23 protein-coding genes and 3 tRNA genes are annotated in these 26,137 nt (G+C 73.4%); 23 read left to right on the forward strand and 3 right to left on the reverse strand.

Annotated elements, in window-relative coordinates:
• Window positions 1-199 precede the first annotated feature (199 nt).
• The 3 genes from rplU to obgE all read left to right on the forward strand — a co-directional run bounded on the left by rplU (window position 200) and on the right by obgE (window position 2,389).
• Window positions 200-517 carry a 50S ribosomal protein L21 gene (gene rplU, locus ACZ52J_RS18805; protein WP_360504158.1) on the forward strand — a complete coding sequence of 106 codons (318 nt, stop codon included), beginning with the start codon at window positions 200-202 and terminating at the stop codon, window positions 515-517.
• A gap of 14 nt (window positions 518-531) precedes the next feature.
• Window positions 532-789: a 50S ribosomal protein L27 gene (gene rpmA / locus ACZ52J_RS18810; RefSeq protein WP_030233756.1), complete on the forward strand. Its 258-nt coding sequence runs from the start codon at window positions 532-534 to the stop codon at window positions 787-789.
• A 121-nt stretch (window positions 790-910) separates the two neighbouring features.
• A complete protein-coding gene (gene obgE, locus ACZ52J_RS18815; RefSeq protein ID WP_360504160.1) occupies window positions 911-2,389 on the forward strand; it encodes a GTPase ObgE in 1,479 nt (492 codons plus the stop codon).
• An 84-nt stretch (window positions 2,390-2,473) separates the two neighbouring features.
• Here obgE and ACZ52J_RS18820 read toward each other — a convergent pair whose 3' ends face one another.
• On the reverse strand, window positions 2,474-3,277 hold the full coding sequence (locus ACZ52J_RS18820) for a hypothetical protein (RefSeq protein WP_360504162.1): 804 nt from the start codon (window positions 3,275-3,277) through the stop codon (window positions 2,474-2,476).
• Between the two features lie 318 nt (window positions 3,278-3,595).
• On the opposite strand from ACZ52J_RS18820, the gene proB reads away from it, so the two are divergent.
• The 5 genes from proB to ACZ52J_RS18845 all read left to right on the forward strand — a co-directional run bounded on the left by proB (window position 3,596) and on the right by ACZ52J_RS18845 (window position 8,794).
• The gene (gene proB, locus ACZ52J_RS18825) at window positions 3,596-4,732 is read left to right on the forward strand and encodes a glutamate 5-kinase (RefSeq protein ID WP_360504164.1); all 1,137 of its coding nucleotides are present in this window, start codon (window positions 3,596-3,598) and stop codon (window positions 4,730-4,732) included.
• Between the two features lie 173 nt (window positions 4,733-4,905).
• Window positions 4,906-5,430, forward strand: coding sequence for a hypothetical protein (locus ACZ52J_RS18830; protein ID WP_465620094.1), 525 nt, complete (start codon window positions 4,906-4,908; stop codon window positions 5,428-5,430).
• 190 nt (window positions 5,431-5,620) lie between these two features.
• Window positions 5,621-6,943, forward strand: a complete 1,323-nt coding sequence (locus ACZ52J_RS18835; protein WP_465620096.1) for a glutamate-5-semialdehyde dehydrogenase — start codon at window positions 5,621-5,623, stop codon at window positions 6,941-6,943.
• A gap of 102 nt (window positions 6,944-7,045) precedes the next feature.
• Window positions 7,046-7,618 carry an SCO2584 family spore wall biosynthesis protein gene (locus ACZ52J_RS18840; protein WP_465620294.1) on the forward strand — a complete coding sequence of 191 codons (573 nt, stop codon included), beginning with the start codon at window positions 7,046-7,048 and terminating at the stop codon, window positions 7,616-7,618.
• A 114-nt stretch (window positions 7,619-7,732) separates the two neighbouring features.
• A complete protein-coding gene (locus ACZ52J_RS18845; protein WP_465620098.1) occupies window positions 7,733-8,794 on the forward strand; it encodes an SCO2583 family membrane protein in 1,062 nt (353 codons plus the stop codon).
• A 117-nt stretch (window positions 8,795-8,911) separates the two neighbouring features.
• Here the strand turns inward: ACZ52J_RS18845 and ACZ52J_RS18850 are convergent, their stop codons facing one another.
• A complete protein-coding gene (locus ACZ52J_RS18850; protein ID WP_465620100.1) occupies window positions 8,912-9,991 on the reverse strand; it encodes a M48 family metallopeptidase in 1,080 nt (359 codons plus the stop codon).
• Between the two features lie 250 nt (window positions 9,992-10,241).
• Here ACZ52J_RS18850 and ACZ52J_RS18855 point away from each other — a divergent pair, with 250 nt between their 5' ends.
• From ACZ52J_RS18855 to ACZ52J_RS18890, 8 genes are all read left to right on the forward strand, one after another.
• The gene (locus tag ACZ52J_RS18855) at window positions 10,242-10,388 is read left to right on the forward strand and encodes a hypothetical protein (RefSeq protein WP_360509512.1); all 147 of its coding nucleotides are present in this window, start codon (window positions 10,242-10,244) and stop codon (window positions 10,386-10,388) included.
• 240 nt (window positions 10,389-10,628) lie between these two features.
• Complete coding sequence (locus tag ACZ52J_RS18860; protein WP_224284513.1) at window positions 10,629-10,784, forward strand: hypothetical protein; 156 nt, start codon at window positions 10,629-10,631, stop codon at window positions 10,782-10,784.
• Window positions 10,785-10,929: 145 nt separating this feature from the next.
• Window positions 10,930-11,562, forward strand: a complete 633-nt coding sequence (nadD, locus tag ACZ52J_RS18865) for a nicotinate-nucleotide adenylyltransferase (RefSeq protein WP_360509510.1) — start codon at window positions 10,930-10,932, stop codon at window positions 11,560-11,562.
• A 14-nt stretch (window positions 11,563-11,576) separates the two neighbouring features.
• A complete protein-coding gene (locus tag ACZ52J_RS18870) occupies window positions 11,577-13,478 on the forward strand; it encodes an LCP family protein (protein ID WP_465620102.1) in 1,902 nt (633 codons plus the stop codon).
• Window positions 13,479-13,638: 160 nt separating this feature from the next.
• Complete coding sequence (rsfS, locus tag ACZ52J_RS18875; protein ID WP_360509506.1) at window positions 13,639-14,097, forward strand: ribosome silencing factor; 459 nt, start codon at window positions 13,639-13,641, stop codon at window positions 14,095-14,097.
• Window positions 14,094-14,744 (forward strand): histidine phosphatase family protein, encoded by a 651-nt coding sequence (locus ACZ52J_RS18880; protein ID WP_465620296.1) that lies wholly within the window; start codon window positions 14,094-14,096, stop codon window positions 14,742-14,744. Before rsfS ends, ACZ52J_RS18880 begins: the two co-directional genes overlap by 4 nt.
• A gap of 193 nt (window positions 14,745-14,937) precedes the next feature.
• Window positions 14,938-15,010, forward strand: a tRNA-Ala gene (locus ACZ52J_RS18885).
• A 43-nt stretch (window positions 15,011-15,053) separates the two neighbouring features.
• Window positions 15,054-15,126 (forward strand) — tRNA-Ala (locus ACZ52J_RS18890).
• Window positions 15,127-15,192: 66 nt separating this feature from the next.
• On the opposite strand, the gene ACZ52J_RS18895 is transcribed toward ACZ52J_RS18890, so the two are convergent.
• Window positions 15,193-16,089 carry a helix-turn-helix transcriptional regulator gene (locus tag ACZ52J_RS18895; RefSeq protein ID WP_360509504.1) on the reverse strand — a complete coding sequence of 299 codons (897 nt, stop codon included), beginning with the start codon at window positions 16,087-16,089 and terminating at the stop codon, window positions 15,193-15,195.
• Window positions 16,090-16,192: 103 nt separating this feature from the next.
• Here ACZ52J_RS18895 and ACZ52J_RS18900 point away from each other — a divergent pair, with 103 nt between their 5' ends.
• From ACZ52J_RS18900 to ACZ52J_RS18930, 7 genes are all read left to right on the forward strand, one after another.
• Window positions 16,193-17,632, forward strand: a complete 1,440-nt coding sequence (locus tag ACZ52J_RS18900) for an MFS transporter (RefSeq protein WP_465620105.1) — start codon at window positions 16,193-16,195, stop codon at window positions 17,630-17,632.
• Between the two features lie 235 nt (window positions 17,633-17,867).
• Window positions 17,868-17,940: transfer RNA gene (locus ACZ52J_RS18905), tRNA-Ala, on the forward strand.
• A 97-nt stretch (window positions 17,941-18,037) separates the two neighbouring features.
• Window positions 18,038-19,336, forward strand: coding sequence for a hypothetical protein (locus ACZ52J_RS18910; RefSeq protein ID WP_465620107.1), 1,299 nt, complete (start codon window positions 18,038-18,040; stop codon window positions 19,334-19,336).
• A gap of 429 nt (window positions 19,337-19,765) precedes the next feature.
• The gene (gene leuS, locus ACZ52J_RS18915) at window positions 19,766-22,672 is read left to right on the forward strand and encodes a leucine--tRNA ligase (RefSeq protein ID WP_465620109.1); all 2,907 of its coding nucleotides are present in this window, start codon (window positions 19,766-19,768) and stop codon (window positions 22,670-22,672) included.
• Between the two features lie 363 nt (window positions 22,673-23,035).
• On the forward strand, window positions 23,036-23,842 hold the full coding sequence (locus ACZ52J_RS18920; protein ID WP_465620111.1) for a hypothetical protein: 807 nt from the start codon (window positions 23,036-23,038) through the stop codon (window positions 23,840-23,842).
• 165 nt (window positions 23,843-24,007) lie between these two features.
• Window positions 24,008-24,853, forward strand: a complete 846-nt coding sequence (locus ACZ52J_RS18925) for a DegV family protein (protein ID WP_465620113.1) — start codon at window positions 24,008-24,010, stop codon at window positions 24,851-24,853.
• A gap of 552 nt (window positions 24,854-25,405) precedes the next feature.
• Window positions 25,406-26,119: a ComEA family DNA-binding protein gene (locus tag ACZ52J_RS18930; protein WP_465620115.1), complete on the forward strand. Its 714-nt coding sequence runs from the start codon at window positions 25,406-25,408 to the stop codon at window positions 26,117-26,119.
• Window positions 26,120-26,137: the final 18 nt, after the last annotated feature.

Here is a 26,137-nt window from a genome sequence, read left to right on the forward strand (position 1 = left end):
CCCGGGCCGTACGGGCCGGTTTGCCCCTCGGGCTGCCGGTCCGTATTCTTGACCATCGGCGTGTCTACGCCATTGCTCCCGAGCACATCACCTTCCCGAGGTCGCCGCGTCCGCGCGGAGGGCCGGGGAGAGGCTCCTGTGTCCGTACCCAGGTGGCTGGCGTCGGGGGTTCCGACCGAGCAAGGAAAGCAGGTACCGCATGTACGCGATCGTTCGCGCAGGCGGCCGCCAGCACAAGGTCGCCGTCGGCGACGTGCTGGAGATCGACCGTATCGAGGCCAAGCCGGGTGACTCGGTCGAGCTCTCGACCATCCTCATCGTCGACGGTGACGCGGTCACCTCCGACCCGTGGGTCCTGGCCGGCGTGAAGACTCACGCCGAGGTGGTCGACCAGACCAAGGGTGACAAGATCGTCATCCTGCGTTACAAGAACAAGACCGGCTACCGCCGCCGTCAGGGCCACCGTCAGCGCCACACCGCGGTGCGCATCACCAGCATCGACTCGGTCAGCAAGTAAGGGGATAGCGAGATATGGCACACAAGAAGGGCGCAAGCTCTACCCGTAACGGCCGTGACTCGAACGCCCAGCGCCTCGGCGTGAAGCGCTTCGGCGGCCAGGTCGTCTCGGCCGGCGAGATCATCGTCCGCCAGCGCGGCACCCACTTCCACCCGGGTGCGGGCGTCGGTCGCGGTGGCGACGACACCCTGTTCGCGCTGACCGCCGGTGCCGTGCAGTTCGGCAACCGTCGCGGCCGCAAGGTCGTCAACATCGTGGCCGTCGAGGCCTGAGTCCCCGCGGACTCCCGAGTCGTATAGAGACTCACTGTGAGGGGTGGGCCGGAATTCTCCGGTCCACCCTTCACGCTTTACGCAGGTAGCAAGCAGACTCTCGCGCACTGGAGGCACACCCATGACCACCTTCGTGGACCGCGTCGAACTTCACGTCGCCGCGGGTAACGGGGGCCACGGCTGCGCCTCCGTGCACCGCGAGAAGTTCAAGCCGCTCGGCGGCCCGGACGGCGGCAACGGCGGTGAGGGCGGCAGCGTCATCCTCACCGTGGACTCGCAGGTCACCACCTTGCTCGAGTACCACCACTCGCCCAAGCGCAAGGCCACCAACGGCAAGCCGGGCGCGGGCGGCCACCGCACCGGCGCGGCCGGCGAGGACCTCGTCCTCGTCGTGCCGGACGGCACCGTGGTGCTGGACCGCCAGGGCAACGTGCTGGCCGACCTGGTCGGACACGGCACCAGCTTCGTCGCCGCCCAGGGCGGCCACGGCGGCCTCGGCAACGCCGCGCTGGCCTCGGCCCGCCGCAAGGCGCCCGGCTTCGCGCTGCTCGGCGAGCCCGGCGAGGCCCGCGACATCGTGATGGAGCTCAAGTCCGTCGCCGACGTGGCCCTGGTGGGCTACCCGAGCGCCGGCAAGTCCTCGCTGATCTCGGTGCTCTCCGCCGCCAAGCCGAAGATCGCGGACTACCCGTTCACCACCCTGATCCCCAACCTCGGGGTGGTCACCGCGGGCGAGATCGTCTACACCGTCGCCGACGTGCCCGGCCTGATCCCCGGCGCCAGCCAGGGTCGCGGCCTGGGCCTGGAGTTCCTGCGGCACGTCGAGCGCTGCTCGGTGCTGGTGCACGTGCTGGACTGCGCCACCCTGGAGCCCGGCCGCGACCCGCTGACCGACCTGGAGACCATCGAGGCCGAGCTCGCCGAGTACGGCGGCCTGGACGACCGCCCGCGCCTGGTCGCGCTCAACAAGGTGGACGTGCCGGACGGCCAGGACATCGCCGACCTGACCCGCACCTCCCTGGAGGAGCGCGGCTACCGGGTGTTCGAGGTCTCCGCCGCCTCCCGCAAGGGCCTGCGCGAGCTGAGCTTCGCGATGGGCGGGATCGTCGCCGAGGCGCGCGCCGCCAAGCCGGTCGAGGAGTCGACCCGGATCGTGCTGCGGCCCAAGGCCGTCGACGACGCCGGCTTCACCATCACCGAGGAGGAGGGCGCGTACCGCATCCGCGGTGTCAAGCCGGAGCGCTGGGTCCGCCAGACCGACTTCTCCAACGACGAGGCCGTCGGCTACCTCGCCGACCGGCTGGCCCGCCTCGGCGTCGAGGACAAGCTCTGGAAGGTCGGGGCGCACGAGGGCGACACCGTCATCATCGGCCCGGACGAGAACGCCGTCGTCTTCGACTGGGAGCCGACCATGGCCGCCGGCGCGGAGATGCTCGGTCGCCGCGGTGAGGACCACCGCATGGAGACCCAGCGCCCGGCGGTCGACCGCCGCCGCGAGAAGCAGAAGGGCCGGGACGCGGCCGAGGCCGAGTTCCTCGCCTTCGAGGCGCTGTCCAGCGGCCGCCAGGCCGCCGTCGAGGGCGACGACGACGAGGACTGAGCCGGTCGGACCGGCTGACGCGAACGGCCCCCGCCACCTGTCGAGGTGGCGGGGGCCGTTCCCGTGCTCAGGGGTGGCGCGGCGTCACTTGGTCCAGGCCGCCTGGACCTTGGAGACGTCGGTCGAGTCGCCGTAGCCGACCATCGCCGGGGAGCCGCCGGCCGGGAAGCTGACGATGTCGCAGCCCTTGAACTCGACGCCCTTGGTGGCGCCCGAGAAGCTCGGGGTGGTGCACTTGGCGATCGGGGTCGAGCCGACCGGGTTGGCGAACATCCCGAGGTTGCCGGAGGCGTCGTAGACCCTGAACTTGGAATCGGGGGCGGCGAAGGTCAGCTTGGTGTCCCCGAGGTTCTTCATGGTCCAGCTGACGTAGTACAGCGCGCGGCCGTCCAGGCCGGTGGTGTTGGCCTTGGCGTCCTGGAAGTCCTTGAGCGAGCCCGGGGCGACGCCGGTGACGTTGATCTCCAGCTTGGCGGCGGCGTTGAAGGTCTTGTCGGCGAAGTCCACGGTGGCGGGCTGGCCGAACTTCACCGAGGTGCCGGCCTGCGGCAGCTTGCCGCCACCGGCCCCGCCGCCCGCGGCGCCGGCCGTACCGGCACCGCCCGTGGCCGCACCGCCGGTCGCTCCGGCCGCGGCCGCGCCGCCGGTGGCCCCGCCGGTCGGGGCGGCGGTCGAACCGCCGCTCGCACCGCCGGTGGCCGCCCCTCCGCCGGTGGCCGCACCGCCGGCGGTGGCATCCGGGGCACCGCTGGTCGGCGCCGGAGCGGCACCGGTGGAGCCGCCCGCCGGAGCGGCCGGGTCGGCGTTGTCCGGGCCACAGGCCGCGAGGGACAGGGCGGTGGCCACCGACAGGGCGGCGACGGTCAGCTTGGTGGTGTACGAACGCATGATGCGCTTTTCTCCTGGGCGTGCGGCCGCGAACCGTTGCCGGCCTGCCCAGTGCGGCGCCGCCGCCTTCTCGTGACACGAAGAGTCGAAGACGAAAATGGGTCCAGCGGGCAAGAAGCCGTCCCCCGATCTGGCTTTCGGTCAGGGACCATACCAGCCATCCGGATTGGCGGACGGCCTGTGGCAAGCCCGTGACCAGGCCGGGTCCAGCCGGTGAAACAGCCTGCGGGGGACCCGCACGAATCGCGTAGATTTCGGGAGTGACGACCGGGCCCGGGCCCGCCGTACCCGCACCACACCGGAAGGGCGTACAGCGAGATGAGCGAGGACTCTCTGCGGGAGGAGGTGCTGACCGCACGGCGGATCGTGGTCAAGGTCGGCTCCTCCTCACTCACCACGGCGGCCGGCGGCCTGGACGCCGACCGCGTCGACGCCCTGGTGGACGCGCTCGCCAAGGTGCGCAACCGCCCCGACGCCCCGGAGGTCGTACTCGTCTCCTCCGGCGCCATCGCCGCCGGACTCGCCCCGCTCGGCCTGGACAAGCGCCCCAAGGACCTGGCCCGCCAGCAGGCCGCCGCCAGCGTCGGCCAGGGACTGCTGGTCGCCCGGTACACCGCCTCCTTCGCCCGGTACGGCATCCGGGTCGGCCAGGTGCTGCTCACCGCCGAGGACGCCAGCCGCCGCGCCCACTACCGCAACGCCTACCGCACCCTGGACCAGCTGCTGGCGATGGGCGCGATGCCGATCGTCAACGAGAACGACACCGTCGCCACCGCCGAAATCAAATTCGGCGACAACGACCGGCTCGCCGCACTGGTCGCCCACCTCGTCCGGGCCGACCTGCTGGTGCTGCTCTCCGACGTGGACGGCCTCTACGACGGCGACCCGTCCCGCCCCGGCACCAGCCGGATCGCCCGGGTGGGCGGCCCGCACGACCTCGACGGCATCGAGATCGGCAGCGCGGGCAAGGCCGGGGTCGGCACCGGCGGCATGGTCACCAAGGTCGAGGCGGCCCGGATCGCCACCGGCGCGGGCATCCCGGTCGTGCTCACCGCGGCCAGCCAGGCCGCCGACGCCCTGGCCGGCCGCCCCACCGGCACGCTCTTCCTGCGCACCGGCGCCCGCACCTCCGACCGGATGCTCTGGCTGGCCCACGCGAGCAGCCCGCGCGGCGCCCTGCACCTGGACGCGGGCGCCGTCGAGGCGGTCGTCTCCGGCGGCGCCTCACTGCTGCCGGCCGGGGTCACCAAGGTCGACGGGGAGTTCGCCGCGGGTGATCCGGTGGACCTTCTTGCCGAAAACGGCCACATCGTGGCTCGCGGACTGGTCAACTTTGATGCGAGGGAGTTGCCCCGCCTGCTCGGCCGGTCCACCCGCGACCTGGCCCAGGAGTTCGGCGCCGCATACGAGCGCGAGGTCGTCCACCGCGACGACCTGGTCGTTCTGCGCGGCTGACCGGCCGGCGGGCCGGCACCGGCCGCCGGCCGATCGGCACAGTGCGGACGGCGGGCCGTTCCGTACCGGGAACGGCCCGGCCGCGGGCGAGGAGGGGCGCAGCCCAACCGGTCGGCCGAAGGGCCGACGGGGCCGGTGGGGACGACACGAGATCGCCGAACAGGAGGCCGCCGGTGGAACGCAGGCGCGAGGCAGCGCTGACCGGAAGGACGGCGGGCCGGCGGCTGACCAGCATCGACGGCGGACGCGGGGACGGCCCCGCCGAGCCGGCCGGTCCGCCGCTGCAGGGACCCGGCGGGTCGCGCGGACTGCGGTCCCAGCGCGCGGACGCGGCGGAGCCGCCCACCGTGCCCGAACAGGCGCGGCTGTGGCACGTGGTGCTGAGCGTGGCCGGGCAGGTCACCCCGCTGTCCTCGCTGCGCGCCTCACTGGAGCAGCTGGCGCACGACCACTCGTTCTTCCTGACCGCCCGCTACGCGGCCGACCACGCCGAGATCCGGTACTGGGAGCAGGCCCGGGACCTGCACGACGCGGCGGCGATCGCGCTGCGGCTCTGGGGCGAGCACAAGGTCACCGCCAACCTCCCGCCGTGGGAGATCGTCGGGCTGGAAGTGGTCGACCGGGCGACGTACCACAAGCGGGTCGCGGAGGGCTTCGGCACCCCGTCGCCGAAACTGGGCGGCGTCTACCCGTACTGACCGGACCACGCGTACCGACCGGACCACGCGTACCGACCGGACCACGCGTACCGACCGGACCACGCGTACCGACCGGACCTCCTCGCACGTTCGCGCGTGCGCACGGGCGGCACGTACCCGTACCGACCGGCCCTGTTCGGATGGCGAAACGCGGGCGGGCGGGGCGGGCACAGTCGCTACCCTTGGCGGCATGACCAGCGACCTCGCCACCGCCGACAGCCCCGTCCTCGCCGTAGCGCGCCGAGCCCGGGAGGCCGCCGCGGCGCTCGCCCCGCTGCCGCGCAAGGCGAAGGACGCCGCGCTGCTGGCGATCGCGGACGCGCTGGTGGCCCGCAGCGCCGAGATCGTCGCGGCCAACGCCGAGGACGTGGCCCGGGCCCGGGAGGCCGGGACGCCCGAGTCGGTGATCGACCGGCTGACCCTGACCGGCGAGCGGATCGCCGCGATCGCCTCCGACGTGCGCGACGTGGCCGGACTGCCCGACCCGGTCGGCGAGGTGGTGCGCGGCTACACCCTGCCGAACGGCCTGGACGTGCGGCAGGTCCGGGTGCCGCTCGGCGTGGTCGGCATCATCTACGAGGCCCGCCCGAACGTCACCGCCGACGCCGCCGCGCTCTGCCTCAAGTCCGGCAACGCGGCGCTGCTGCGCGGCTCGGCCTCGGCCTACCGCTCCAACACCGCGCTGGTCGCCGTCCTGCGGGACGCCGTCGCCGCGGCCGGGCTGCCCGCCGACGCGATCCAGCTGGTGCCGGGGGAGAGCCGCGACTCCGTGCAGGAGCTGATGCGCGCCCGCGGCCTGGTCGACGTACTGATCCCGCGCGGCGGCGCCTCGCTGATCCGCACCGTCGTCGAGGGCTCGACCGTCCCGGTGATCGAGACCGGCACCGGCAACTGCCACGTGTACGTGGACGCCGACACCGACCTCGCGATGGCCGTCGGCATCCTGCTGAACTCCAAGGCGCAGCGGGTCAGCGTCTGCAACGCGGCCGAGACGCTGCTGGTCCACCAGGACGTCGCGGACGCCTTCCTGCCGCTCGCCCTGACCGCCCTCGCCGAGGCCGGGGTGACCGTGCACGGCGACGAGGCGGTGCTCAAGGCCGCCGAGGGCGGCCCGGCCGCCGTGGTGCCCGCGACCGACGAGGACTGGGGCGCGGAGTACCTCTCGCTGGACCTGGCCGCGGCCGTCGTGCCCTCGCTGGAGGCGGCGGTCGAGCACATCCGCCGCTGGTCCTCCGGCCACACCGAGGCGATCGTCACCACCTCGCAGGCCGCCGCCCGGCGCTTCACCCAGCTGGTCGACTCGACCACGGTGGCCGTCAACGCCTCCACCCGCTTCACCGACGGCAGCGAATTCGGCTTCGGCGCGGAGATCGGCATCTCCACCCAGAAGCTGCACGCCCGCGGCCCGATGGGCCTGCCCGAGCTGACCAGCACCAAGTACATCGTCACCGGTGACGGGCACGTGCGGGGCGAGGCGGCGCAGACCGTCGGCGGGGCCCCGGACGCCCGCTGAGCGGGACCCGGCAGTTGGTCCGTCACACGTGTGACGGACCAACTGCCGGGAGCCACAGACAAAACGCCCGACCGGTAATACGCTGAATCCGTGGCTGAGGATGTGGGGGGCTTGCCGTACCCCGACGGCGCCGACCACGGTGGTGCGGACGACGAGTTCGCCACCGTGGTCTTCGATGAGGCCTTCGTCCGGTCCGCCGCCGTGCACGAGCCGACCGCCAAGGAGCGGCAACTCGCCGCCGCCGAGGCCCGGTTCGAGCCGGAGACGGCGGGCCCGGGCTGGGGCTATGAGGTCTCGGCCGGCGACGGGCTCCCGCTGGAGCTGCGCCCGTACCCGAGCGGACTCGACGCGGACCACCTCTACCCCGACCCCTGGTCGGGCCCGGGCCGGTCGGCCGACCGCCGGGGCCGGCGCCGGTGGCGGCCCGGCTACGACCCGGTGCGCGCCCGCGGCCGGTACGTGGCCCAGCAGCGCTGGCACCGGCCGGTGGCCTGGGTGCTCGCCGTGATCATGGGCGTGAGCCTGGTGGCGGTCGCGGTCGCGGCGATCTACCAGGGCACGGGCGGCACCTCGGGCACGCCCCGGAGACCGGAGTCCGGCAACAGCAGCGCCGGGGTGGACCTGCGCCCCGCGCCGGCCGAGCCGTCGCTGGTGGTCGGCGCACCGGCGGGCTAGTCGCCGCCCGGGACGCCGCGCGGGCGCACGCCCGGGGCGGGTGGTCACGGAGCGTCCCCAGGAATCTGCGCAGGGGCCCTCGTGGCGGCGCGGGTGTCCGCCTACCCTGGTGTTATGGGTGACCCGCGAGAGCCTCCTGAGGGTACGCCCGAGGGCGGCTCCGGCAACGAGGACGAATTCCGGTCCGTCGTGTTCGACGAATCGTTCGTCCGGGCCGCCCGGATCCAGGAGCTGTCCGCCCGGGAGCGACTGGCGGGCTCCTTCGGCAAGGCCACCCGGAAGCGGGTGCGGCTGGGCCCGCTGGGCACCGTGCCGCGCCAGGCACTCGCCCTGCTGCTGCTCATCCTGCTCGCCTTCGGGGCCGCGGTGTACTTCGGGGTCACCTCGCCGAAGGGGCTCGCGGCGCGACCCGAGGGAAGCCAACTGACCGTCAGTCTGGTCGCGTTGAGCCCGGCTTCGGCCGTCCACCCGGTCGCCGACCCGGCGAACCCCTTCGCCGTGCTGCCGCCCGGGTACGGGGACGGCACGGTCGGGCTGAACACCCCGACCGGGGCGCCCACCGAGCACTTCAGCCGGGTCGAGGTGACCAAGGCGCTCGACACCGTCCAGCGCTACCTGGTCTCCTCCTCGCTGGCCCCGGCCGCCCTGGTCCAGGGCGCCACCGCGGACGTGCGGGCCTTCGTCACACCCGGTGAGCAGGCGGAGTTCGACGCGAGCGTGACCCAGCCGGTGGACGACCGGCACCACGCGGTGACCGGCTGGCTGGTCCGGTTCGACCCCGCGCAGGTCGCACTGGCCTCGGACACCGTGAAGGTGGTCGGCGCGATGCGGATCGACGAGGCGGACAGCGGGACGCTGCAGATCACCACCGACCACACCTTCGTCTACGCGCTGAAGCCGGCCGGAGCCCCGGCCGGAGCGCCGGTCACCCTGGAGACCGTGCGGCGGCAGCTGACCTTCCAGTTCGACCGGGTCGACCTGGCCTCGGCGCAGCTGCGGCTGGTGGACTCGGTGCTGCAGGCCGGGCCGGCGCCCTGCGGCACCTCGATGGCGGGCTTCCTGCAGCCGGTGCTGGCCACCGGGCAGGGCACGGTGGTCACGCCGCCGACGGCGGTCGACCCCGGCAACCACGCCCGCCCGGCGTGGCAGGTGTGCGGGGTACTGGCGGGGAGCTGAGGGGCCGGCGAGCTGACGGGACGGGGAGCCGGAGCCGCGGAGGCGGACGGCCGGTGACCCGGGCGGGTCACCGGCCGTCGTCGGTGCTCAGCGGTCGGCGGCCGCTGGGGTCAGCCGTCAGTTCTCGCTGTGGTCGGTCGAAGCGGTCGAAGCGGTCGAGCCGTTCGAGGCGCCGCGGTTGCCGCCGGTGAAGGTGTCGCGAAGCTTGCCGCCCACCGTCGCGGCGCCGCCGGCGACGTCCCGGAGCAGGCCCATCAGCGGGTCCTTGCTCTCCTTCACCGAGGTCGTGTAGTGGTCGGCGGCGGCCTTCCACTGCTCGCCGACCGAGGTGTCCGAGTCGTCCGCGCGGCGCGGGTAGGCGCCCGTCATGATCGAGCGGTACTCGTCGCTCTCCGCCCACTTCTTCAGCTGGGCGACCCGGACCACCGCGAAGGGGTGGGTCTGCGGCAGCACCTGGAGCAGCTTGAGCACGCTGTCGCGCAGGTCGCCGGCCCTCTCGTACTCCGCTGCCTGCTCCAGGAAGGCGTCGACGTTCATCTCGGCCAGGTTGTGCCCGCCGGCCAGCTTCATCAGGGCCCGCATGGACGCCTGGAGGTCCTGCCCGGCGAGCAGGCCGGCCCGGTCGCTGGACAGCTCCGCCTTGCGGAACCACTCCTTGAGCGCGGTGACGAGGGCCATGATCGCCAGGTTGCCGAGCGGCACCCAGGCGATCCGGGCCGCGATGTTGGTGAGGATCATCAGCATCGTCCGGTAGACGGCGTGGCCGGACATCGCGTGGCCGACCTCGTGGCCGATGACCGAGCGCAGCTCCTCCTCGTCGAGCAGCTCGACCAGGCCGCTGGTGACCACGATGATCGGGGTGTCGATGCCGATGGTGAACGCGTTGACCGTCGGGTCCTGGGTCACGTACAGGTCCGGGACCTGCTCCAGGTCGAGCACGTAGGCGGTGTCGCGCACCATGTCGTACAGCTCGGGGAACTGGCGCTCGGAGGTCTTCACCGCGGTGGCCAGGAACATCAGCCGGATCGCCCGCTCGGAGACCAGCCCGGCGAGCTTCTTCAGGATGTCGTCGAAGCCGGACAGCTTGCGCAGGGCGACCAGCGCCGAGCGGTCCGCCGGGTGCTCCCAGGCCCGGGTGGAGATCCCGGGGAAACGCTCGCGGCGGCGGCTCGGGGTCTTCGCGGTCGTGTCGGTCATGGTCTGAGTACCTCCTGGTCGACGGCGGCCGCGGCCCGCTGGCCGGCCCCCCGCTGGTCTTCGCCTGAAACGACTGTCTGTGCAACGTCCGTGGTTGCGTACTCGTCCCCGCGGGCCGGCGTACGTGCGGGCCCGGCCGCGCCGAAGGGGTCGGTGGGCGGCGCCGGTGTGAGGCCGGTTTACCCTGAATGCCCTGGACCACCGAGACCGGACCCGGCCGCGGTACCGAGCAGTTCGAGGAGCCCCGCAGATGTCCACCGACACGCTTGTCAGCCTGGCCGCGCCCATCTCCGACGAGGCCGGCCCGGGCCTCTTCCTGCGGATCATCGTGATCGCGTCCTTCGTGGGCATCGGCCTGCTGGTCTGGCTGATGGCCCGCGCCTTCCGCGGCAACTAGGCCCACGGCCTGGCTCCGGGCCCGGCCCCCGGCCTCGCTCTCGGCCCGGCCTCGCTCTCGGCCGGGCATCGGTTTCTTGGTCTCCCGCCTTCCGGTGGCTCGTACCGGCTCACGTCCGGTCAGCGGCGGTGGGCCGCCGAGCGGTTGCCGTGCCACCCCCCGTACGATGACGGGTGGGCCCTCACCGGCCCGGAACAACCCCCAGGTCCGTTCAACCGAGCCGAGAAGGTCCCGACGACCATGAGCACTGCTGCCGCACTCCCCGTTCTGAACCTGCTCGCCGAGGGCGAGGGGGGCAACCACGACAGCCTGAACCCGGCCCTGACGGGTGGCGCCGCCCTGGTGATCCTGCTGCTCCTGCTCTTCATCACCACCCGTTTCAACCGGGACCGCTGAGCCCGGTTCGGGGACCGCTCGGGGAGCGTCCGGCCACCGGCCGGCCGCTCCCTCACGCATCTGCGGACAACCCCCACCGGGTCTGCGAGCAACCCCCACCCGGGCGTTCCCGCACCGTAACGGGCGTCGCGTAAGGTGTGGCGGCATGGGAGAGCAGGCCGGGAATCCCGGCGGACCGGAGCCGGTGAAGAAGCGACTCGGGGTGATGGGCGGGACCTTCGACCCGATCCACCACGGCCACCTCGTCGCCGCCAGTGAGGTCGCGAGCGCGTTCCACCTGGACGAGGTGATCTTCGTTCCGACCGGGCAGCCGTGGCAGAAGAGCGACCGCCACGTCACGCCGGCCGAGGACCGCTACCTGATGACGGTCATCGCCACCGCCGAGAACCCGCAGTTCTCCGTCAGCCGGATCGACATCGACCGCAAGGGCCCCACCTACACCGTCGACACCCTGCGCGACCTGCACGCCCTGCACCCGGACGCCGACCTCTTCTTCATCACCGGCGCCGACGCGCTCGCCCAGATCCTGTCCTGGCGCGACTCCGACGAACTCTTCTCGCTGGCCCACTTCATCGGATGCACCCGCCCGGGGCACACTCTGTCGGACGCCGGGCTTCCGGTGGGCGGGGTCTCCCTGGTGGAGGTCCCGGCGCTGGCCATCTCCTCCACGGACTGCCGCAACCGGGTCGCCAAGGGCGAGCCGGTCTGGTACCTCGTTCCGGACGGCGTGGTCCGCTACATCGACAAGCGGGCGCTGTACGCGCCGCGCGGGACCTGAGCCAGGAGCGGCGCATGACCGAACGCAGCGATGGCCAGCAGCGGCCGGAGGACTGGTCCACCGGGCAGTACCAGCAGCGGTACCAGGGGCAGGGCCACGGCCAGGGCCAGGGGTACCGGCAGCACCCGCAGCAGCAGTCGTACGAGTCGTACGAGCAGCAGCAGCCGCAGTACGACCAGTACGGGCAGCCGGTGTACACCCAGGACCCGTACGGCTACCAGCAGCAGGGGTACCAGGGGCAGCAGGGGTACGAGGGGTACCAGCAGGCCGGGCAGACCGGTGAGGCCGGTCAGGCCGGTCAGACCGGGCAGTTCCCGCAGCAGCAGTCGTACGAGTCCTACGAGTCGTACGGGCAGCAGCCGCAGTACGACCAGTACGGGCAACCGGTGTACACCCAGGACCCGTACGGCTACCAGCAGCAGGGGTACCAGGGGCAGCAGGGCTACCAGCAGCCGTACCAGGCCGCCCCGGGGGTCGCCGAGCCGCAGGCGCAGCCCGAGGCCGCCTCGCCTGTCGCCGCTGCGCCCGTCGCTCCTTCCGCACCCGTGACGCCGCGTCCGCGGGTGCCCAGGCCCGCCGCCGAGGCGGCGCCGGCCGAGCCCGCGGCGCCGTCCGAGCAGGTCGCCGGGGCGCGGGGTGGCAAGGCCGGGAGCAAGGCGCCCAAGGACAGCTACACCACGGGCGAGTTCACCTTCGTCGACGAGGAGCCGGAGGAGTCCGAGGACGTCATCGACTGGCTGAAGTTCGCCGAGTCCCGCAGCGAGGTGCGCGCCGAGCGCCGCCGCAAGCTGCGCAACCGGCTGATCGGCCTCGGCGTGGTGCTGGCGCTCGCGGCGGGCGGCGTCGGCGGTTACCTGTGGTTCAGCGGCGACAAGCCGACCGCGGCCGCCGCGGCCGGCGGGCGCCAGGTCAACGTCGTCCACCTGCGCGACCTGCAGGGCAAGGTGTCCAGCGCGCTGCTGGTCGACGACGCCTCCGGGAAGAAGGGCACCGTGCTGCTGCTGCCCGACACCCTGCGGCTGCCCGGCCCTGCCGACCCGCCGGTCACCACCGTCGGCCAGGCCATGGACGCCATCGGCGCCTCGGCGACCCGGGACGGCCTGTCCACCGTGCTCGGCGCCCCGGTGGCCGGCACCTGGCGCCTGGACACCCCGTACCTGGAACTGCTGGTCTCCCAGCTCGGCGGCGTCCGGGTGGACACCAACGCAGAGACCCACGAGGGCGGCAAGCCGGACGGCAAGCTGCTGTCCGCGGCCGGGAAGAACACCATGCTCAGCGGGAAGGCCGCGGTCGCGTACGCCACGCTTCAGAACCCCGGCGAGAGCCGGGACGTCCAGCTGGCCCGGTTCGGGCAGGTCATGGAGGCCGTGCTGCGCACCATGCCGACCGAGTTCAAGGACGCCAAGGACGACGTGCACCGGATGAACGCGGTGCTCGACCCCTCGCTGCCCGAGGACGCCCTCGCCGGGGTGCTCGCCCAGCTCGCCCAGCAGGCGAAGGAGGGCCACGTCGGCACCACCGCGCTGACCGTCAAGCCGGACGGCAGCCTGGACGAGGCGACCGCCGGCAAGCAGGTCAAGGACGTGCTGGGCGGCACCGTGAAGTCCGCGGCCGTCGGCGACGCCCCGGCCCGGGTCGCGCTGCAGGACGCCAGCGGCAACGACGCGGCGGCCGCCGCCGCGCAGGTCCAGATCGTCAACTCGGGCCTGACGTTCATCCCCGGCGGAGCCAAGACCGCCGCGCAGGCAAGCAGTGAGATCCGCTACACCGACGACGCCCGGCAGGGCACGGCGAAGTCGCTGGCGACCAGCCTCGGCCTGCCGGACACGGCGGTGAAGAAGGTCACCGGGGACACCCAGAACGCGGACCTGCTGGTCGTCCTCGGCAAGGACTACCAGGCGCCGAAGAACCAGTAGGGCCGGCGGTGGGCCGTTCGACGGCCCGGCCCGCGGTGGCGCCACGGCCGGGCGGCCCCGGAAAACGGTTCCGGGCCCGCCCTGGCGGCGTGAGATCCTGGAAGGCGACCCCGGCCCTGTGCCGGGGCGCCGCCCCACGCCGCCGAGCCGGAAGAACACCGTGACCGTCACCGACCACAGCCAGCAGCTCATCACCGTCGCCGCCCAGGCGGCGGCCGACAAGCTCGCGCACAACATCATCGCCTTCGACGTCAGCGAGGTGCTGTCGATCACCGACGCCTTCCTGATCGCCTCCGCGAACAACGACCGCCAGGTCCGCTCGATCGCCGAGGAGATCGAGGACCAGCTGCGCGAGCAGCTGGACATCAAGCCGGTGCGCCGCGAGGGCGAGCGCGACGGCCGCTGGATCCTGCTCGACTACCTGGACATCGTCGTGCACGTCCAGCACTCCGAGGAGCGCTCCTTCTACTCGCTCGACCGGCTCTGGAAGGACTGCCCCGAGCTGCCGCTGCCCGAGGACGCCCTGGCCTCCCGCAACCGCCCCGACGCGCACACCGACGAGGCCGGCAACGCGCTCGCCCCGGCCGACGACTTCGGCAAGCCCGAGGACCTGCACTGAGCCGCGGCGCGCGCGGCCCGCGCATCGTCTTCTGGCGACACGGTCAGACCTCCTGGAACCTCGAATCGCGGTTCCAGGGCACCACTGACATCGAGCTGACCGGCCAGGGCGTGCTGCAGGCCCAGCGAGCGGCCCGGCTGCTCTCCGGGCTCCACCCCGACCTGCTGATCTCCTCGGACCTCGAGCGCGCCCGACGCACCGCCGACGAGCTCGCCAAGGTCACCGGACTCGACGTGACCCACCACGAGGGCCTGCGGGAGACCTATGCGGGCTCCTGGCAGGGCCTGACCAACGCCGAGATCCGCGAACGCTTCCCGGAGGAGTACGCGGCCTGGGCGGCCGGCGAGCCGGTGCGGCGCGGCGGTGGCGGCGAACTGGCCGCCGAGGTCGCCGACCGCTCGGTGCCGGTGGTGCTGGAGGCCGCGGCCAAGCTGCCGGACGACGGCACCCTGGTCGTGGTCAGCCACGGCGGGACGATCCGCACCATGCTCGGGCGGCTGCTGGACCTGGAGCCGGCCCAGTGGGAGTGCTTCGGCGGACTGTCCAACTGCTGCTGGTCGGTGCTGGGCCAGGGAGCGCGCGGCTGGCGCCTGCTGGAGCACAACGCGGGCACGCTCCCGCAGCCGGTCATCGGCGACGACACCTGAGGCGACGCCTGAGGCGGCCTGGGGCGACACCTGGGGCGACACCTGAGCGGCTCCGCCGCGGTCGTCTGACACGGGCGTGCGGGGGCCTCGAAGGGCCGGATTTCGCAGTTCCGGCCCTGACCAGCTAGAGTCTTCCTCGTTCGCACGGAAGGGAACGCGGCCCGAAAGGGAAGCGGAAGATCCGGTGAAGTGCGGGGCTGTAGCTCAGTTGGTAGAGCGCTTGCATGGCATGCAAGAGGTCCGGGGTTCAATTCCCCGTAGCTCCACTCCGCATCGGCGGTCGTGGTCATCCAGGGTCGCCCGTGTCGCGGGGCTGTAGCTCAGTTGGTAGAGCGCTTGCATGGCATGCAAGAGGTCCGGGGTTCAATTCCCCGTAGCTCCACAGGAGTTCGGAAGGCCGTCACCCATCGGGTGGCGGCCTTCCGGCGTTCCGGGCCCTAAGCCCCCGCTACACGCAGATGTGCGTCCAGCCGCCCGGCGGCAGCGAACCGAGCAGCTCGACCCGCTCCCGGTCCTCCGGGCCGGCCGGCACGTACACGACGATGTAGCACTCCGGCACGCCCGGCATCGTCAGATAGGTGGCGTTCAGCCGCAGCACCCCGAGCTCCGGATGACGGAACAACCGCAGCCAGGTCTCCGGCGGCGCGACCTCCTGGCGGTCCCACAGCTCCCGGAACAGCTCACTGCGCGCCGACAGCTCCTGCACGTGCTGCTCCCAGGCCGGCTCGCCCACGTGCTTGCCGTAGGCCGACCGCAGCACCGCCACCATCCGCGGCAGCGCCTCGTCACGGTTCTCGCACGGGTTGCAGCACGGCGGCGCGGTCAGCATGCACCAGAGGCTGTTGAAGGCGACCCCACGGGACGGGCGCATCCGCTCGGCGCCGAACAGCGAGCGGTACGGCCCGTTGTAGCTCAGCACGTCGAAGCGGGTGTTGGAGACCGCCGCCGGCAGCGGGGCGAGCGAGTCCAGGATCACCTGGATCGACGGGCTCAGCTCCGGCGGGGCCGGCTGCGCGTGCGGCGACGGGGACATCCCGGCCAGCCGGAACAGGTGCTCGCGCTCGGTGCCGTCCAACCGCAGTGCCCGGGCCACCGCCAGCAGCACCTGCTCGCTCGCGTTGATCGGCCGCCCCTGCTCCAGCCACGTGTACCAGGTGACCCCGACCCCGGCGAGCTGCGCCACCTCCTCGCGCCGCAGCCCCGGCGTACGACGGCGCAGCCCGGGCGGCAACCCGACCTCCTCGGGAGTGACCCGCGCCCGGCAGGCCTTCAGGAAACGGGCCAGCTCGGTGCGGCGGCGGTCGCGCCCGCCCGTGGCGGTCGGCAGTTCCTCCAGGACGGTCATGGCCACCATCGTGCCGCAGGTCCGCCGGGCGATACAGGTGCTGCCAGTACCAGGATCAGCAGGCTCTAACCACCAGTACCGGCACGGCCGCAGGCTGGTGGCCATGACGGACCTTCAGATCCGGCCCAGTGTGGCCGGACGCACCATCGGGGCCCCGGCCGTACGGCCCGGTCTCCTCCTCACGCTCGTCCTGTGCGGGCAGTTCATGGCCGTCCTCGACGTCTCCATCGTCAATGTCGCGGTACCCACCATCCGGACCGACCTGGGCGCCTCCGGCGCCGCCCTGCAACTGGTGATCGCCGGCTACACCATCGCCTACGCCGTGCTGCTCATCACCGGGGCCCGGCTGGGCGCCCGGTACGGCTACAGCCGACTGTTCCAGATCGGCCTGGCCGCGTTCACCGCCACCTCGCTGGCCTGCGGCCTCGCCCCGTCCACCGGCTGGCTGATCGCCTTCCGACTGCTCCAGGGCGCCGGCTCGGCACTGATGGTGCCCCAGGTGATGAGCCTGCTGCAGCGCACCTTCACCGGCGCCGCCCGCACCCGGGTGCTCGGCCTCTACTCGGCGGTGCTGGCCGGCGGCATGGCGCTCGGCCAGGTGCTCGGCGGCGTGCTGGTCAGCGCCGACCTGTTCGGCAGCGGGTGGCGGCCGGTGTTCCTCGTCAACGTGCCGATCGGGGTGCTGCTGCTGGCCGCCGGCGCCCGGCTGCTGCCCCGGACCCCCGGCGACGCCTCGCGCGGCTTCGACATCCCCGGCCTGGTGGTGCTCGGCGCGGCACTCGGCCTGCTGGTGGTGCCGCTCGTCCTCGGCCACGAGCTCGGCTGGCCCGCCTGGGGCTGGGCGATGATCGCGGGCAGCGTGCTGCTGTTCGGCCTGTTCGTGGTAGTCGAGCGCCGGATCGCCCGCGGCGGCGGGCAGCCGCTGATCCCCGGACGGGTGCTGCGCGCCCCCGGGCTGCGGCCGGCGGCGGCCGGACTGTTCGCGATCATGGCCGCCTTCGCCGGCTTCATGTTCTCCTTCGCCCTGCACCAGCAGGCCGCGCTCGGCCACACCGCCCTGAAGGCCGGGCTCTGCTCGGCGCCCGTCGCGATCGGCTTCGGCGTGTCCAGCATGCACTGGCACCGGCTGCCCGGACGGCTGCACGCGGCCCTGCCGACGCTCGCTGCGGTGCTCCTCGGCGGTGGCTACCTGCTGCTGGGCGTCCTGCTCGGCGGCGGCGCCGAGATCGGCGCGGGACCGCTGGCCGAGATGGCCGCGCTCGGCCTGATCGCCGGCTGCGCGTACGCGCCGCTGTTCGCCCGGGCGCTCGCGGGGGTGGCGCCCGAGGACGCGGCCGACGCCAGCGGGGTCATGGTGACGGTCATCCAGCTCGGGCAGGTGATCGGGGTCGCGGTGCTCGGCTCGGTGTTCCTCGGGCAGGTCGACCTGCCCGCACCGGCCGCCGACTCCGGACACGCGCTGCAGACCACGCTGCTGGTCAACGCCGTCGCGGTCCTGGCCGCCGCGGGCTTCGCCGCGCGCAGCCGGCGGGCCGTGCGTTAGGAGGAAGGTGCCGTCGTGCATAGGGGACGGTCCTGCGGCGGGGGACGGAAGGCGGAGGGTGGAGGGTGGAGGGCGGGGGGCGGACTCGGGGGCGCGGAGCGCCGCTCCTCGGGAGCCCCCGCCGGGACCTCAGGAAACGGATTTCTGGAGCACGCCCCTGACCGTGTAAAGTAGTCGATGTCGCCGAGGGAAACCGGACGGAAACGGCCAAGAACCCGGTGACATCGCAGGTCAAGGGGCTGTAGCTCAGTTGGTAGAGCGCTTGCATGGCATGCAAGAGGTCCGGGGTTCAATTCCCCGTAGCTCCACAGCAGTCGAGAGCCGCCTCCCGTTTCGGGAGGCGGCTCTTCGCCGTTTCGCCCCCGCCACCGGCGGGAGCACCCGGAATCCCGCTACCGTCGTGCCATGGCCGATCTGGAGCGAAGGCGGAACGAGGAACTGGCCCGGATACTCCACCAACTCGGCTGGAGTCCGGAACGGCTCGCCCGTGAAGTGAGCCTCGCGCTGCCGCCGGGCCTGGCCATCAGCTCCACCGCCCCGTACAAGTGGCGCGACCGCGGCATGGTGCCACGCAGCCCGCACGACCAGGCGGTCTGCGAGGTCCTCAGCCGCACCCTCGGCATCGCGGTCACCTACGAGCAGCTCTGGGGCCGGATGGGCGGCCACCGCGGCGCCAAGATCCTCTCGCCCCGGCTGCTCACCGACCCGTGGACCGCCGACACCGCCCAGACCGCGCTGCGCGAAGCCGCCACCGACGCCGGACCGGTCCGCCTCACCGACCTGTTCCGCAACGCCGACCTCGACCAGGCCGCCGCCCGGCTCGCCTCCCCGCCGCCACCCGTCGGAGGCGGCGAGGGCGCGCTGTGCGTCGAAGCCGGACTGGTCGGCGAACTCGGCCTGTCCTACCGCAGCAAGCAGCGGCTCGAACGCTCCTGCGGCGGCGGCCTCGTCCTCGGCCCCACCCGGGCCGAACTCGCCATGCTGGCCAAACTGCTGGAACTCGGCGCGTACGACGAACGGCTGGGACGCGAGCTCTACGGCACGGCCAGCCGGCTCGCCCGGCTAGCCGGCTGGGCCGCGTACGACCTCGGCCACGACGCGGCCGCCCAACGCGCCTTCGTCGCCGCCCTGCGCGCCGCCCACGTCAGCGGAGACCCCCGGCTCGGGGTCGCCGTGCTCGGCGCGCTGGTCGTGCTCGCCACCCAGGGCCCGGGCGGACGCGGCCTGGACGCCGTCTCCGCACTCGAAACCGCCCTGGAGGCCCACGGCGCCGCGCTCGGCCCCACCGGCCGGGCCCGCCAGCTCGGCCGGCTCGCCCGCGCGTACGGCCGCCGGGACGAGCCGGAGCGGGCCGAGGCCGCCGCCGCCCGCGCCTTCGCCGAACTGGACGGCGTGCCCGGCACCGAGGAGGCCCATGCCTCCCTCGCCGGGATGGTGGGGGAAGCGTGGCTGGCGCTCGGCCGGAACCGGCTCGCGAAGGCCCTGCTCGCCGAGGCCGTGGCCGGACTCGGCCCCGGGCGGGCCCGCTCCAAGGTGCTGCTGATGGTGCGCCTCGCCGAGACCCACCGGCGGCTCGGCGACCAGCGGGAGGCGGCCCGCACGGCGGCGCTGGCGCGCTCGCTCGCGGCGGGGATGCAGTCCGAGCGGCTGGCTAAGGCGCTGCGGGACTTCGACGCGGCGGGGCGGGTGGCGGCGGCGCGGTGAGGGTGGCGGGGTGGTGGTGCGGGTGGTGGCGCGGGTGCGGGTGCGGTGGGGTGTTGGGGCGGTGGTGCGGCGGTTGGCCGCTGGTTCCGGGTGCGTGGGGCTGTCCTGGTGGGACGGTCGCCGTGGGGCTGCCGTGGTGGCGGTCCGGCTGGTCGGCGAGGCTGGTGCGGGGCGGCCGTCCCGGCGGGTATACCCGGGAGCGCGCTGAGTCGCTTGCGGTACCCTGAGCCCATGCGAACCGTGCGCCTGCTCCTTAGCCGGCCGCGCTGACCAGGACCGGCTGAGCCCTCGGGCGGTGCCGGAGTCGGCGTGGCGTCCCCTCCTGCGAGGGGCTTTTTTGTTTTCCGCCCCCGACCCCGTCCCGGGCGGGGCCCACGGGCCGGCCTCCTGCGCGGTTCGCCAACCGACATCGATGGAGCTTGAAGGACCATGAGCGAGACGACCCCTGCGTCCGGCGCGGCCGAGACCGCGACCGAGCAGTTCCGGTACAGCGCCGCGCTGGCGGCCGAGATCGAGTCCCGCTGGCAGGACATCTGGGAGAAGGAGGGCACCTTCCACGCCCCCAACCCCACCGGTGCGCTGGCCGACCCGTCGGCCGGTGACGTCGCCGCGAAGCCGCACAGCTTCATCATGGACATGTTCCCGTACCCCTCGGGCGCGGGCCTGCACGTCGGCCACCCGCTGGGCTACATCGCCACCGACGTCTTCGCCCGCTACCAGCGGATGACCGGCCACAACGTGCTGCACACGCTGGGCTACGACGCCTTCGGCCTGCCCGCCGAGCAGTACGCGGTGCAGACCGGCACCCACCCGCGGGTCTCCACCGAGGCCAACATCGCCAACATGCGCCACCAGCTGCGCCGGCTGGGCCTGGGCCACGACCCGCGCCGCTCGATCTCCACGATCGACCCGGAGTACTACCGCTGGACCCAGTGGATCTTCCTGCAGATCTTCAACTCCTGGTACGACGAGGCCGCCCGCAAGGCCCGTCCGATCACCGAGCTGGTCGCGCAGTTCGAGTCCGGCGAGCGGCAGACCCCGGACGGGCGCCCGTGGGCGTCCCTGTCCGCCGCCGAGCGCGACGAGGCGCTGAGCGAGTACCGCCTGGCGTACGCCAAGGAGGTGCCGGTCAACTGGTGCCCCGGCCTGGGCACCGTACTGGCCAACGAGGAGGTCACCGCGGACGGCCGCTCCGAGCGCGGCAACTTCCCGGTGTTCAAGTCCAACCTGCGCCAGTGGATGATGCGCATCACCGCGTACTCCGACCGGCTGATCGAGGACCTGGACCTGCTGGACTGGCCCGAGGCCATCAAGCTGCAGCAGCGCAACTGGATCGGACGCTCCGAAGGCGCCCGGGTCGACTTCGCGGTCGGTTCCGGAGAGAAGATCACCGTCTTCACCACCCGCCCCGACACCCTGTTCGGCGCCACCTACATGGTGCTGGCGCCCGAGCACGGCCTGGTCGACTCGATCGTCCCCGCCGCCTGGCCGCAGGACGTGCCCGCCGAGTGGACCGGCGGCGCCGCCACCCCCGCCGAGGCCGTCGCCGCCTACCGGGCCACCGCCGCCGCCAAGTCGGACGTCGAGCGCCAGGTCGACGCCAAGGTCAAGACCGGCGTCTTCACCGGCGCCTACGCCGTCAACCCGGTCAGCGGCGCGTCCGTCCCGGTGTTCATCGCCGACTACGTGCTGATGGGCTACGGCACCGGCGCCATCATGGCCGTCCCCGCCCACGACCACCGCGACTTCGCCTTCGCCCGCGCCTTCGCCCTGCCGATGCGCTGCGTCGTCGAGCCGACCGACGGACGCGGCGAGGACCCGACGCAGTGGGACGACGCGTTCGACACGTACGACTCCGTCATCGTCAACTCCGCCCGGGAGCAGGGCTCCGCGGGTTCCGGTGACGGGCTGACCCTGGACGGCCTGAGCGTCGTCGACGCCAAGGCCCACGTGACCGCCTGGCTGGCCGAGCGCGGCATCGGCGAGGGCACCGTCAACTACCGCCTGCGCGACTGGCTGTTCAGCCGCCAGCGGTACTGGGGCGAGCCCTTCCCGATCGTCTACGACGAGGACGGCGTCATGCACGCGCTGCCCGAGTCGATGCTGCCCGTCGAGGTCCCCGAGGTCGACGACTACTCGCCGCGCACCTACGACGCGTTCGACTCCAGCTCCTCGCCCGAGACCCCGCTGTCGCGCAACGAAGCCTGGGTCAACGTCGAGCTGGACCTGGGCGACGGGCCGAAGCAGTACCGCCGCGAGACCAACACCATGCCCAACTGGGCGGGTTCGTGCTGGTACGAGCTGCGCTACGTCGACCCGGCCAACTCCTCGGCGGTCGTCGACCCGGCCAACGAGCAGTACTGGCTGGGCCCGACGGAGACAAAGCCGGCCGGCGGCGTCGACCTGTACGTCGGCGGTGCCGAGCACGCCGTGCTGCACCTGCTGTACGCGCGCTTCTGGCACAAGGTGCTGCACGACCTGGGCCACGTCTCCTCCGTCGAGCCGTTCCACAAGCTGTTCAACCAGGGCATGATCACCGCCGACGTCTACCGCGACGAGCGCGGCTTCCCGGTGCCCGCCACCGAGGTCGAGGAGCGCGACGGCCAGTACTCCTGGCAGGGCGAGCCGGTCAAGCGCGAGGCCGGGAAGATGGGCAAGTCCCTGAAGAACGCCGTCGCGCCGGACGACATCGCCGACGAGTACGGCGCCGACACGCTGCGCCTGTACGAGATGTCGATGGGCCCGCTGGACGTCTCCCGCCCGTGGGACACCCGCGCCGTCGTCGGCTCCTACCGCTTCCTGCAGCGGCTGTGGCGCAACGTCGTCTCCGAGACCACCGGCGAACTGGTCGTCACCGAGGAGACGCCGGACGAGGCGACGCTGCGCGCCCTGCACAAGGCGATCGACGGCATCCGCGGCGACATGGCCGCGCTGCGCTTCAACACGGCCGTCGCCAAGGCCATCGAGCTGAACAACTTCCTGGTCAAGCGCGGCTCGACGCCGCGCGCCGTGGCCGAGCAGCTGGTGCTGATGGTCGCGCCGCTGGCCCCGCACATCGCCGAGGAGCTGTGGCGCCGGCTGGGCCACGGCGAGTCGCTGGCGCACACCGACTACCCGGTCGCCGACCCGGCGTACGTGGTCGACGAGTCGGTGACCTGCGTCGTGCAGATCAAGGGCAAGGTCAAGGCCCGGCTGGAGGTCGCGCCGAGCATCTCGGACGCCGAGCTGGAGGCCCTGGCGCTGGCGGACCCGGCGGTGGTCACGGCGATCGGCGGCGCGGAGGTGCGCAAGGTCATCGCGCGTGCTCCGAAGCTGGTGAACATCGTCACCGGCTGATTCCGGGGCCGGGGCTGACCGGGCGGGCGTCCTTCGGGGCGCCCGCCCGGTGCCATGTGAGGGGGAGGGGGACGGGCTCGGGGCCGTGTCGAGGCGGAGGGGACGGGCTCGGGGTCCTGTCGAGGGGGACGGGGACGGGCTCGGGGCCCTGTCGAGGGGGACGGGGACGGGCTCGGGGCCCTGTCGAGGGGGACGGGGACGGGCTCGGGCCCTCGGGGAGATCCCGGATCTGTCCCTGATCTCGGGCCGCGGGGCCCGCTCGGGCCGCCCCGGGGAGGGCTCCGGCGCTACCGTGGAACCCTCGGCGATGAGGCCCGCGTTGGGCCCGGTGGGGGCCGAAACGGTGGCGGAAGGTGGCGCACGATGGACGTGTTCGGCGTGATGATCGGCCTGGTCCTGCTCTTCGGGATCGCGGGGGTCGTCCTGGCGGTGGTCGGCACGGTCAAGGCGGCCAAGGCCGTCGGCGCGAAGATCGAGAAGCACGAGGCGAACGCCCGGCGCGCCGTGGAGACCGCCACCCTCAAGGCGAAGACGTACACCAGGATCGGCCCGCCCGCGCAGATCGCCACCGTCCGGCTCGGCCTGCGGACCTCGCTCGACGGCACCCGGCAGGTGCTCGAAGGCGGACTCGGGCAGGACGGCCAGCTTGCCGAGGCGCTCGCCCTGCTCACCCGGCTCGACGCCCACGCGGCGGAGCTCGACGGCGAGCTGCGGATGCTCGAACGCGAGCCGGACACCGCGCGGATCGCCGCCAAGCTGCCGGAGCTGCGCGAGCGGGCGGAACGGATCACGCACGCGGCGGAGACCATGCGCTGGGCGGCGCAGGACCGGATGCACCGGTTCGCCGAGGACGAGCTGAGCCGGCTCAGCCAGGAATGCGAGAGCGAGGCGGGGGCGCTGCGGCACTGGGACGGGGCCGGTCCTGCTCCCGCCGGTTCTGCTTCCGCCGACTCTGGTCGCGCCGACTCTGGTCGCGCCGGTGCAGGGTCCGGCTCGAGTGCCGGTGGCTCGGCGGGGGCGGCCGCGGGTACGGCCGCAGGTACAGCTCGGGCCGGGCTGACGGACGGGAAGGGGCGTGCGAGCGCGGAGGAGCTGTTGGGGCTCGCCGATCCGCTGGCCAAGCTGGCGCAGCGGCTGCGAAAGCCTTCGGCGGGGCCCTCGGCGGGCTGACTTCCCCGGCGCTCACCGGGCTCGGCTCTCTGAGCAGTTCGTGGGTTGGCTCGTGGGCGGGTCGCGGGCACCTTGCGGGCGGTTCGCGGGCACCTCGCGTCCGCGGCGCGGTGGTCCGCCGACGGCCGCTGTTCCCGCGCACGAACGGGGAGTAACCTCCGCCTCATGCCCTCCGACCTCGCGCTTGTCACCGATTCCACGGCCTATCTGCCGCAGGAGGCCCTCGACCGGCACGGGATCACGGTGGTCCCGCTGAGCGTCGCGGTCGGTGACTCGGTCCTGAGCGAGGGCGTCGAGATCTCCCCGAAAGACGTCGCCGAGGCGCTGCACGGCAAGCAGCGGGTGACCACCTCACGGCCGAACCCGGAGACCTTCGCCGCCGCGTACCGGGCGGCCGCCGAAGCCGGGGCGAAGGGGATCGTCTCGGTGCACATCTCGGGAGAGCTGTCCGGCACCGTCGAGGCCGCCCGGCTGGCGGCCGCCGAGGCGCCCGTCCCGGTGCGCGTGGTGGACAGCCGGCTGGTCGGGATGGCGCTCGGGTACGGGGTGCTGGCGGCGGCCGAGGCGATCGCGGCCGGGCAGAGCCTGGCCGGGGCGGCCGAGGCGGCGGGCCGGCGGGCGGCGGAGACCAACGGCTTCTTCTACGTCGACACCCTGGAGCACCTGCGCAGGGGCGGGCGGATCGGGGCGGCGCGGGCGCTGCTCGGGTCGGCGCTGGCGGTCAAGCCGCTGCTGCACCTGGACGGGGGGCGGATCGAGCCGCTGGAGAAGGTGCGGACGGCGTCGCGGGCGATCGCGCGGCTGGAGGAGATCGCGGTCGAGCGGTCGGGGGAGCGGGAAGTCGACATCACCGTGCACCACCTCGCCGCCGAGGACCGGGCCGAGCCGCTCGCGGAGCGGCTGCGGGCGCGGGTGCCGGGGCTGCGGGAGCTGTACGTCGGCGAGGTGGGGGCGGTGATCGGCGCGCATGTCGGGCCGGGGCTGCTCGCGGTGGTGGTCGCTCCGCGCTGACGGGGCGGGCTGGTTTCGGGCGGTTCGGGAACGGCGGGCCGAGCGCCGTGCCGGTCAACTTGTGATGGCCTTGATCGCTCGTGTGAGTGACAATTTTTGTCCACAACCCCCGGGTTATCCACAGGCTTTCGGTAATTTCGGCGCGCTCGTCGGGGGACTCCTACCGTCCTCGGCATGACGACGATGGGCCCGGGCGCGGCGAAGCGCCAAGCGATCAACGAGACGGTGCGGCTGCGGATGGCGGCGCTGCTGCCGACGGCCGACGAGCCGGTGGGCGGCCGGGGCACGGGGGAAGGCGGGGGAGGTTCCCCGGGGGCGGCTACGGCTGCGGGTGCCGCTGCGGGCGCGGTCTCGTCCGCGACGGGGGAGCTGCCGGCGACCGGGCCGCCGACGGGCGCGGCGCCGTTGCCACCGGGTGCGGGTGCGGGTGCGGGTGCGGGTGCGGGTGCGGGTGCGGGTACGGGTCTGGGCGCCGCCGCGGAGCCACCGGGCGCTGCTGTGGAGCCACCGGGCGCCGGGGCGCGTCCGCGGTTCGGTTCGTTCGCTCCGGCGGTGGTGCTTGACCGGCGCGCGGTGGCCGGGCTGGTCATCCTGCTGCTGTTCGCGGTCGGCTATGCCGTCCAGCACTTCTGGCTGGCCAGACCGGAGACGGTCGCCGTTCCCGCGCTGGCGGCTGCCTCGGCGCTGCCGGGGCCGGACGCGTCGGCCCCCGCCGATGCGACGTCAGGGGTCGGTGCGGTCGGTGCGGTCGGTGCCGTCGAGGCCGGTCCCGCCGTCTCGGGCGGCGCCGTGCCCGGCGCTGGTGCTGGGGTCGGCGTCGGTGCGGCCGTCGTGATCGACGTCGGTGGGCGGGTCCACATCCCCGGCCTGCACACCCTGCCCGGCGGCTCGCGGGTGGCCGACGCCCTGCGGGCCGCGGGCGGAGTGCTACCGGAGACGGACACCAAGAACCTCAACCTGGCCCGCGTCCTGACGGACGGTGAGCAGCTGCTGGTCGGCGAGCAGGCCCCTGCCCCCGCCCCGGCCCCGGCCGCCGGAACCGGCAGCGGACCCCCGGGCCCCGCCGTACCCCGGCCACCCGTCAGCCTCAACCGCGCCACCCTCGAACAGCTCGACACCCTCCCCGGCGTCGGCCCGACCCTCGCCCAGCGCATCCTCGCCTACCGCACCTCGCACGGCTCCTTCCGCTCCCTCGACCAGCTCCGGCAGGTCAGCGGCATCGGCACCCGTACGTACGCGGAACTCCGTCCGCTGCTCACCCTCTGACGCTTCCCCCATCCGTCC

Source organism: Kitasatospora sp. NPDC034035, assembly GCF_055575755.1.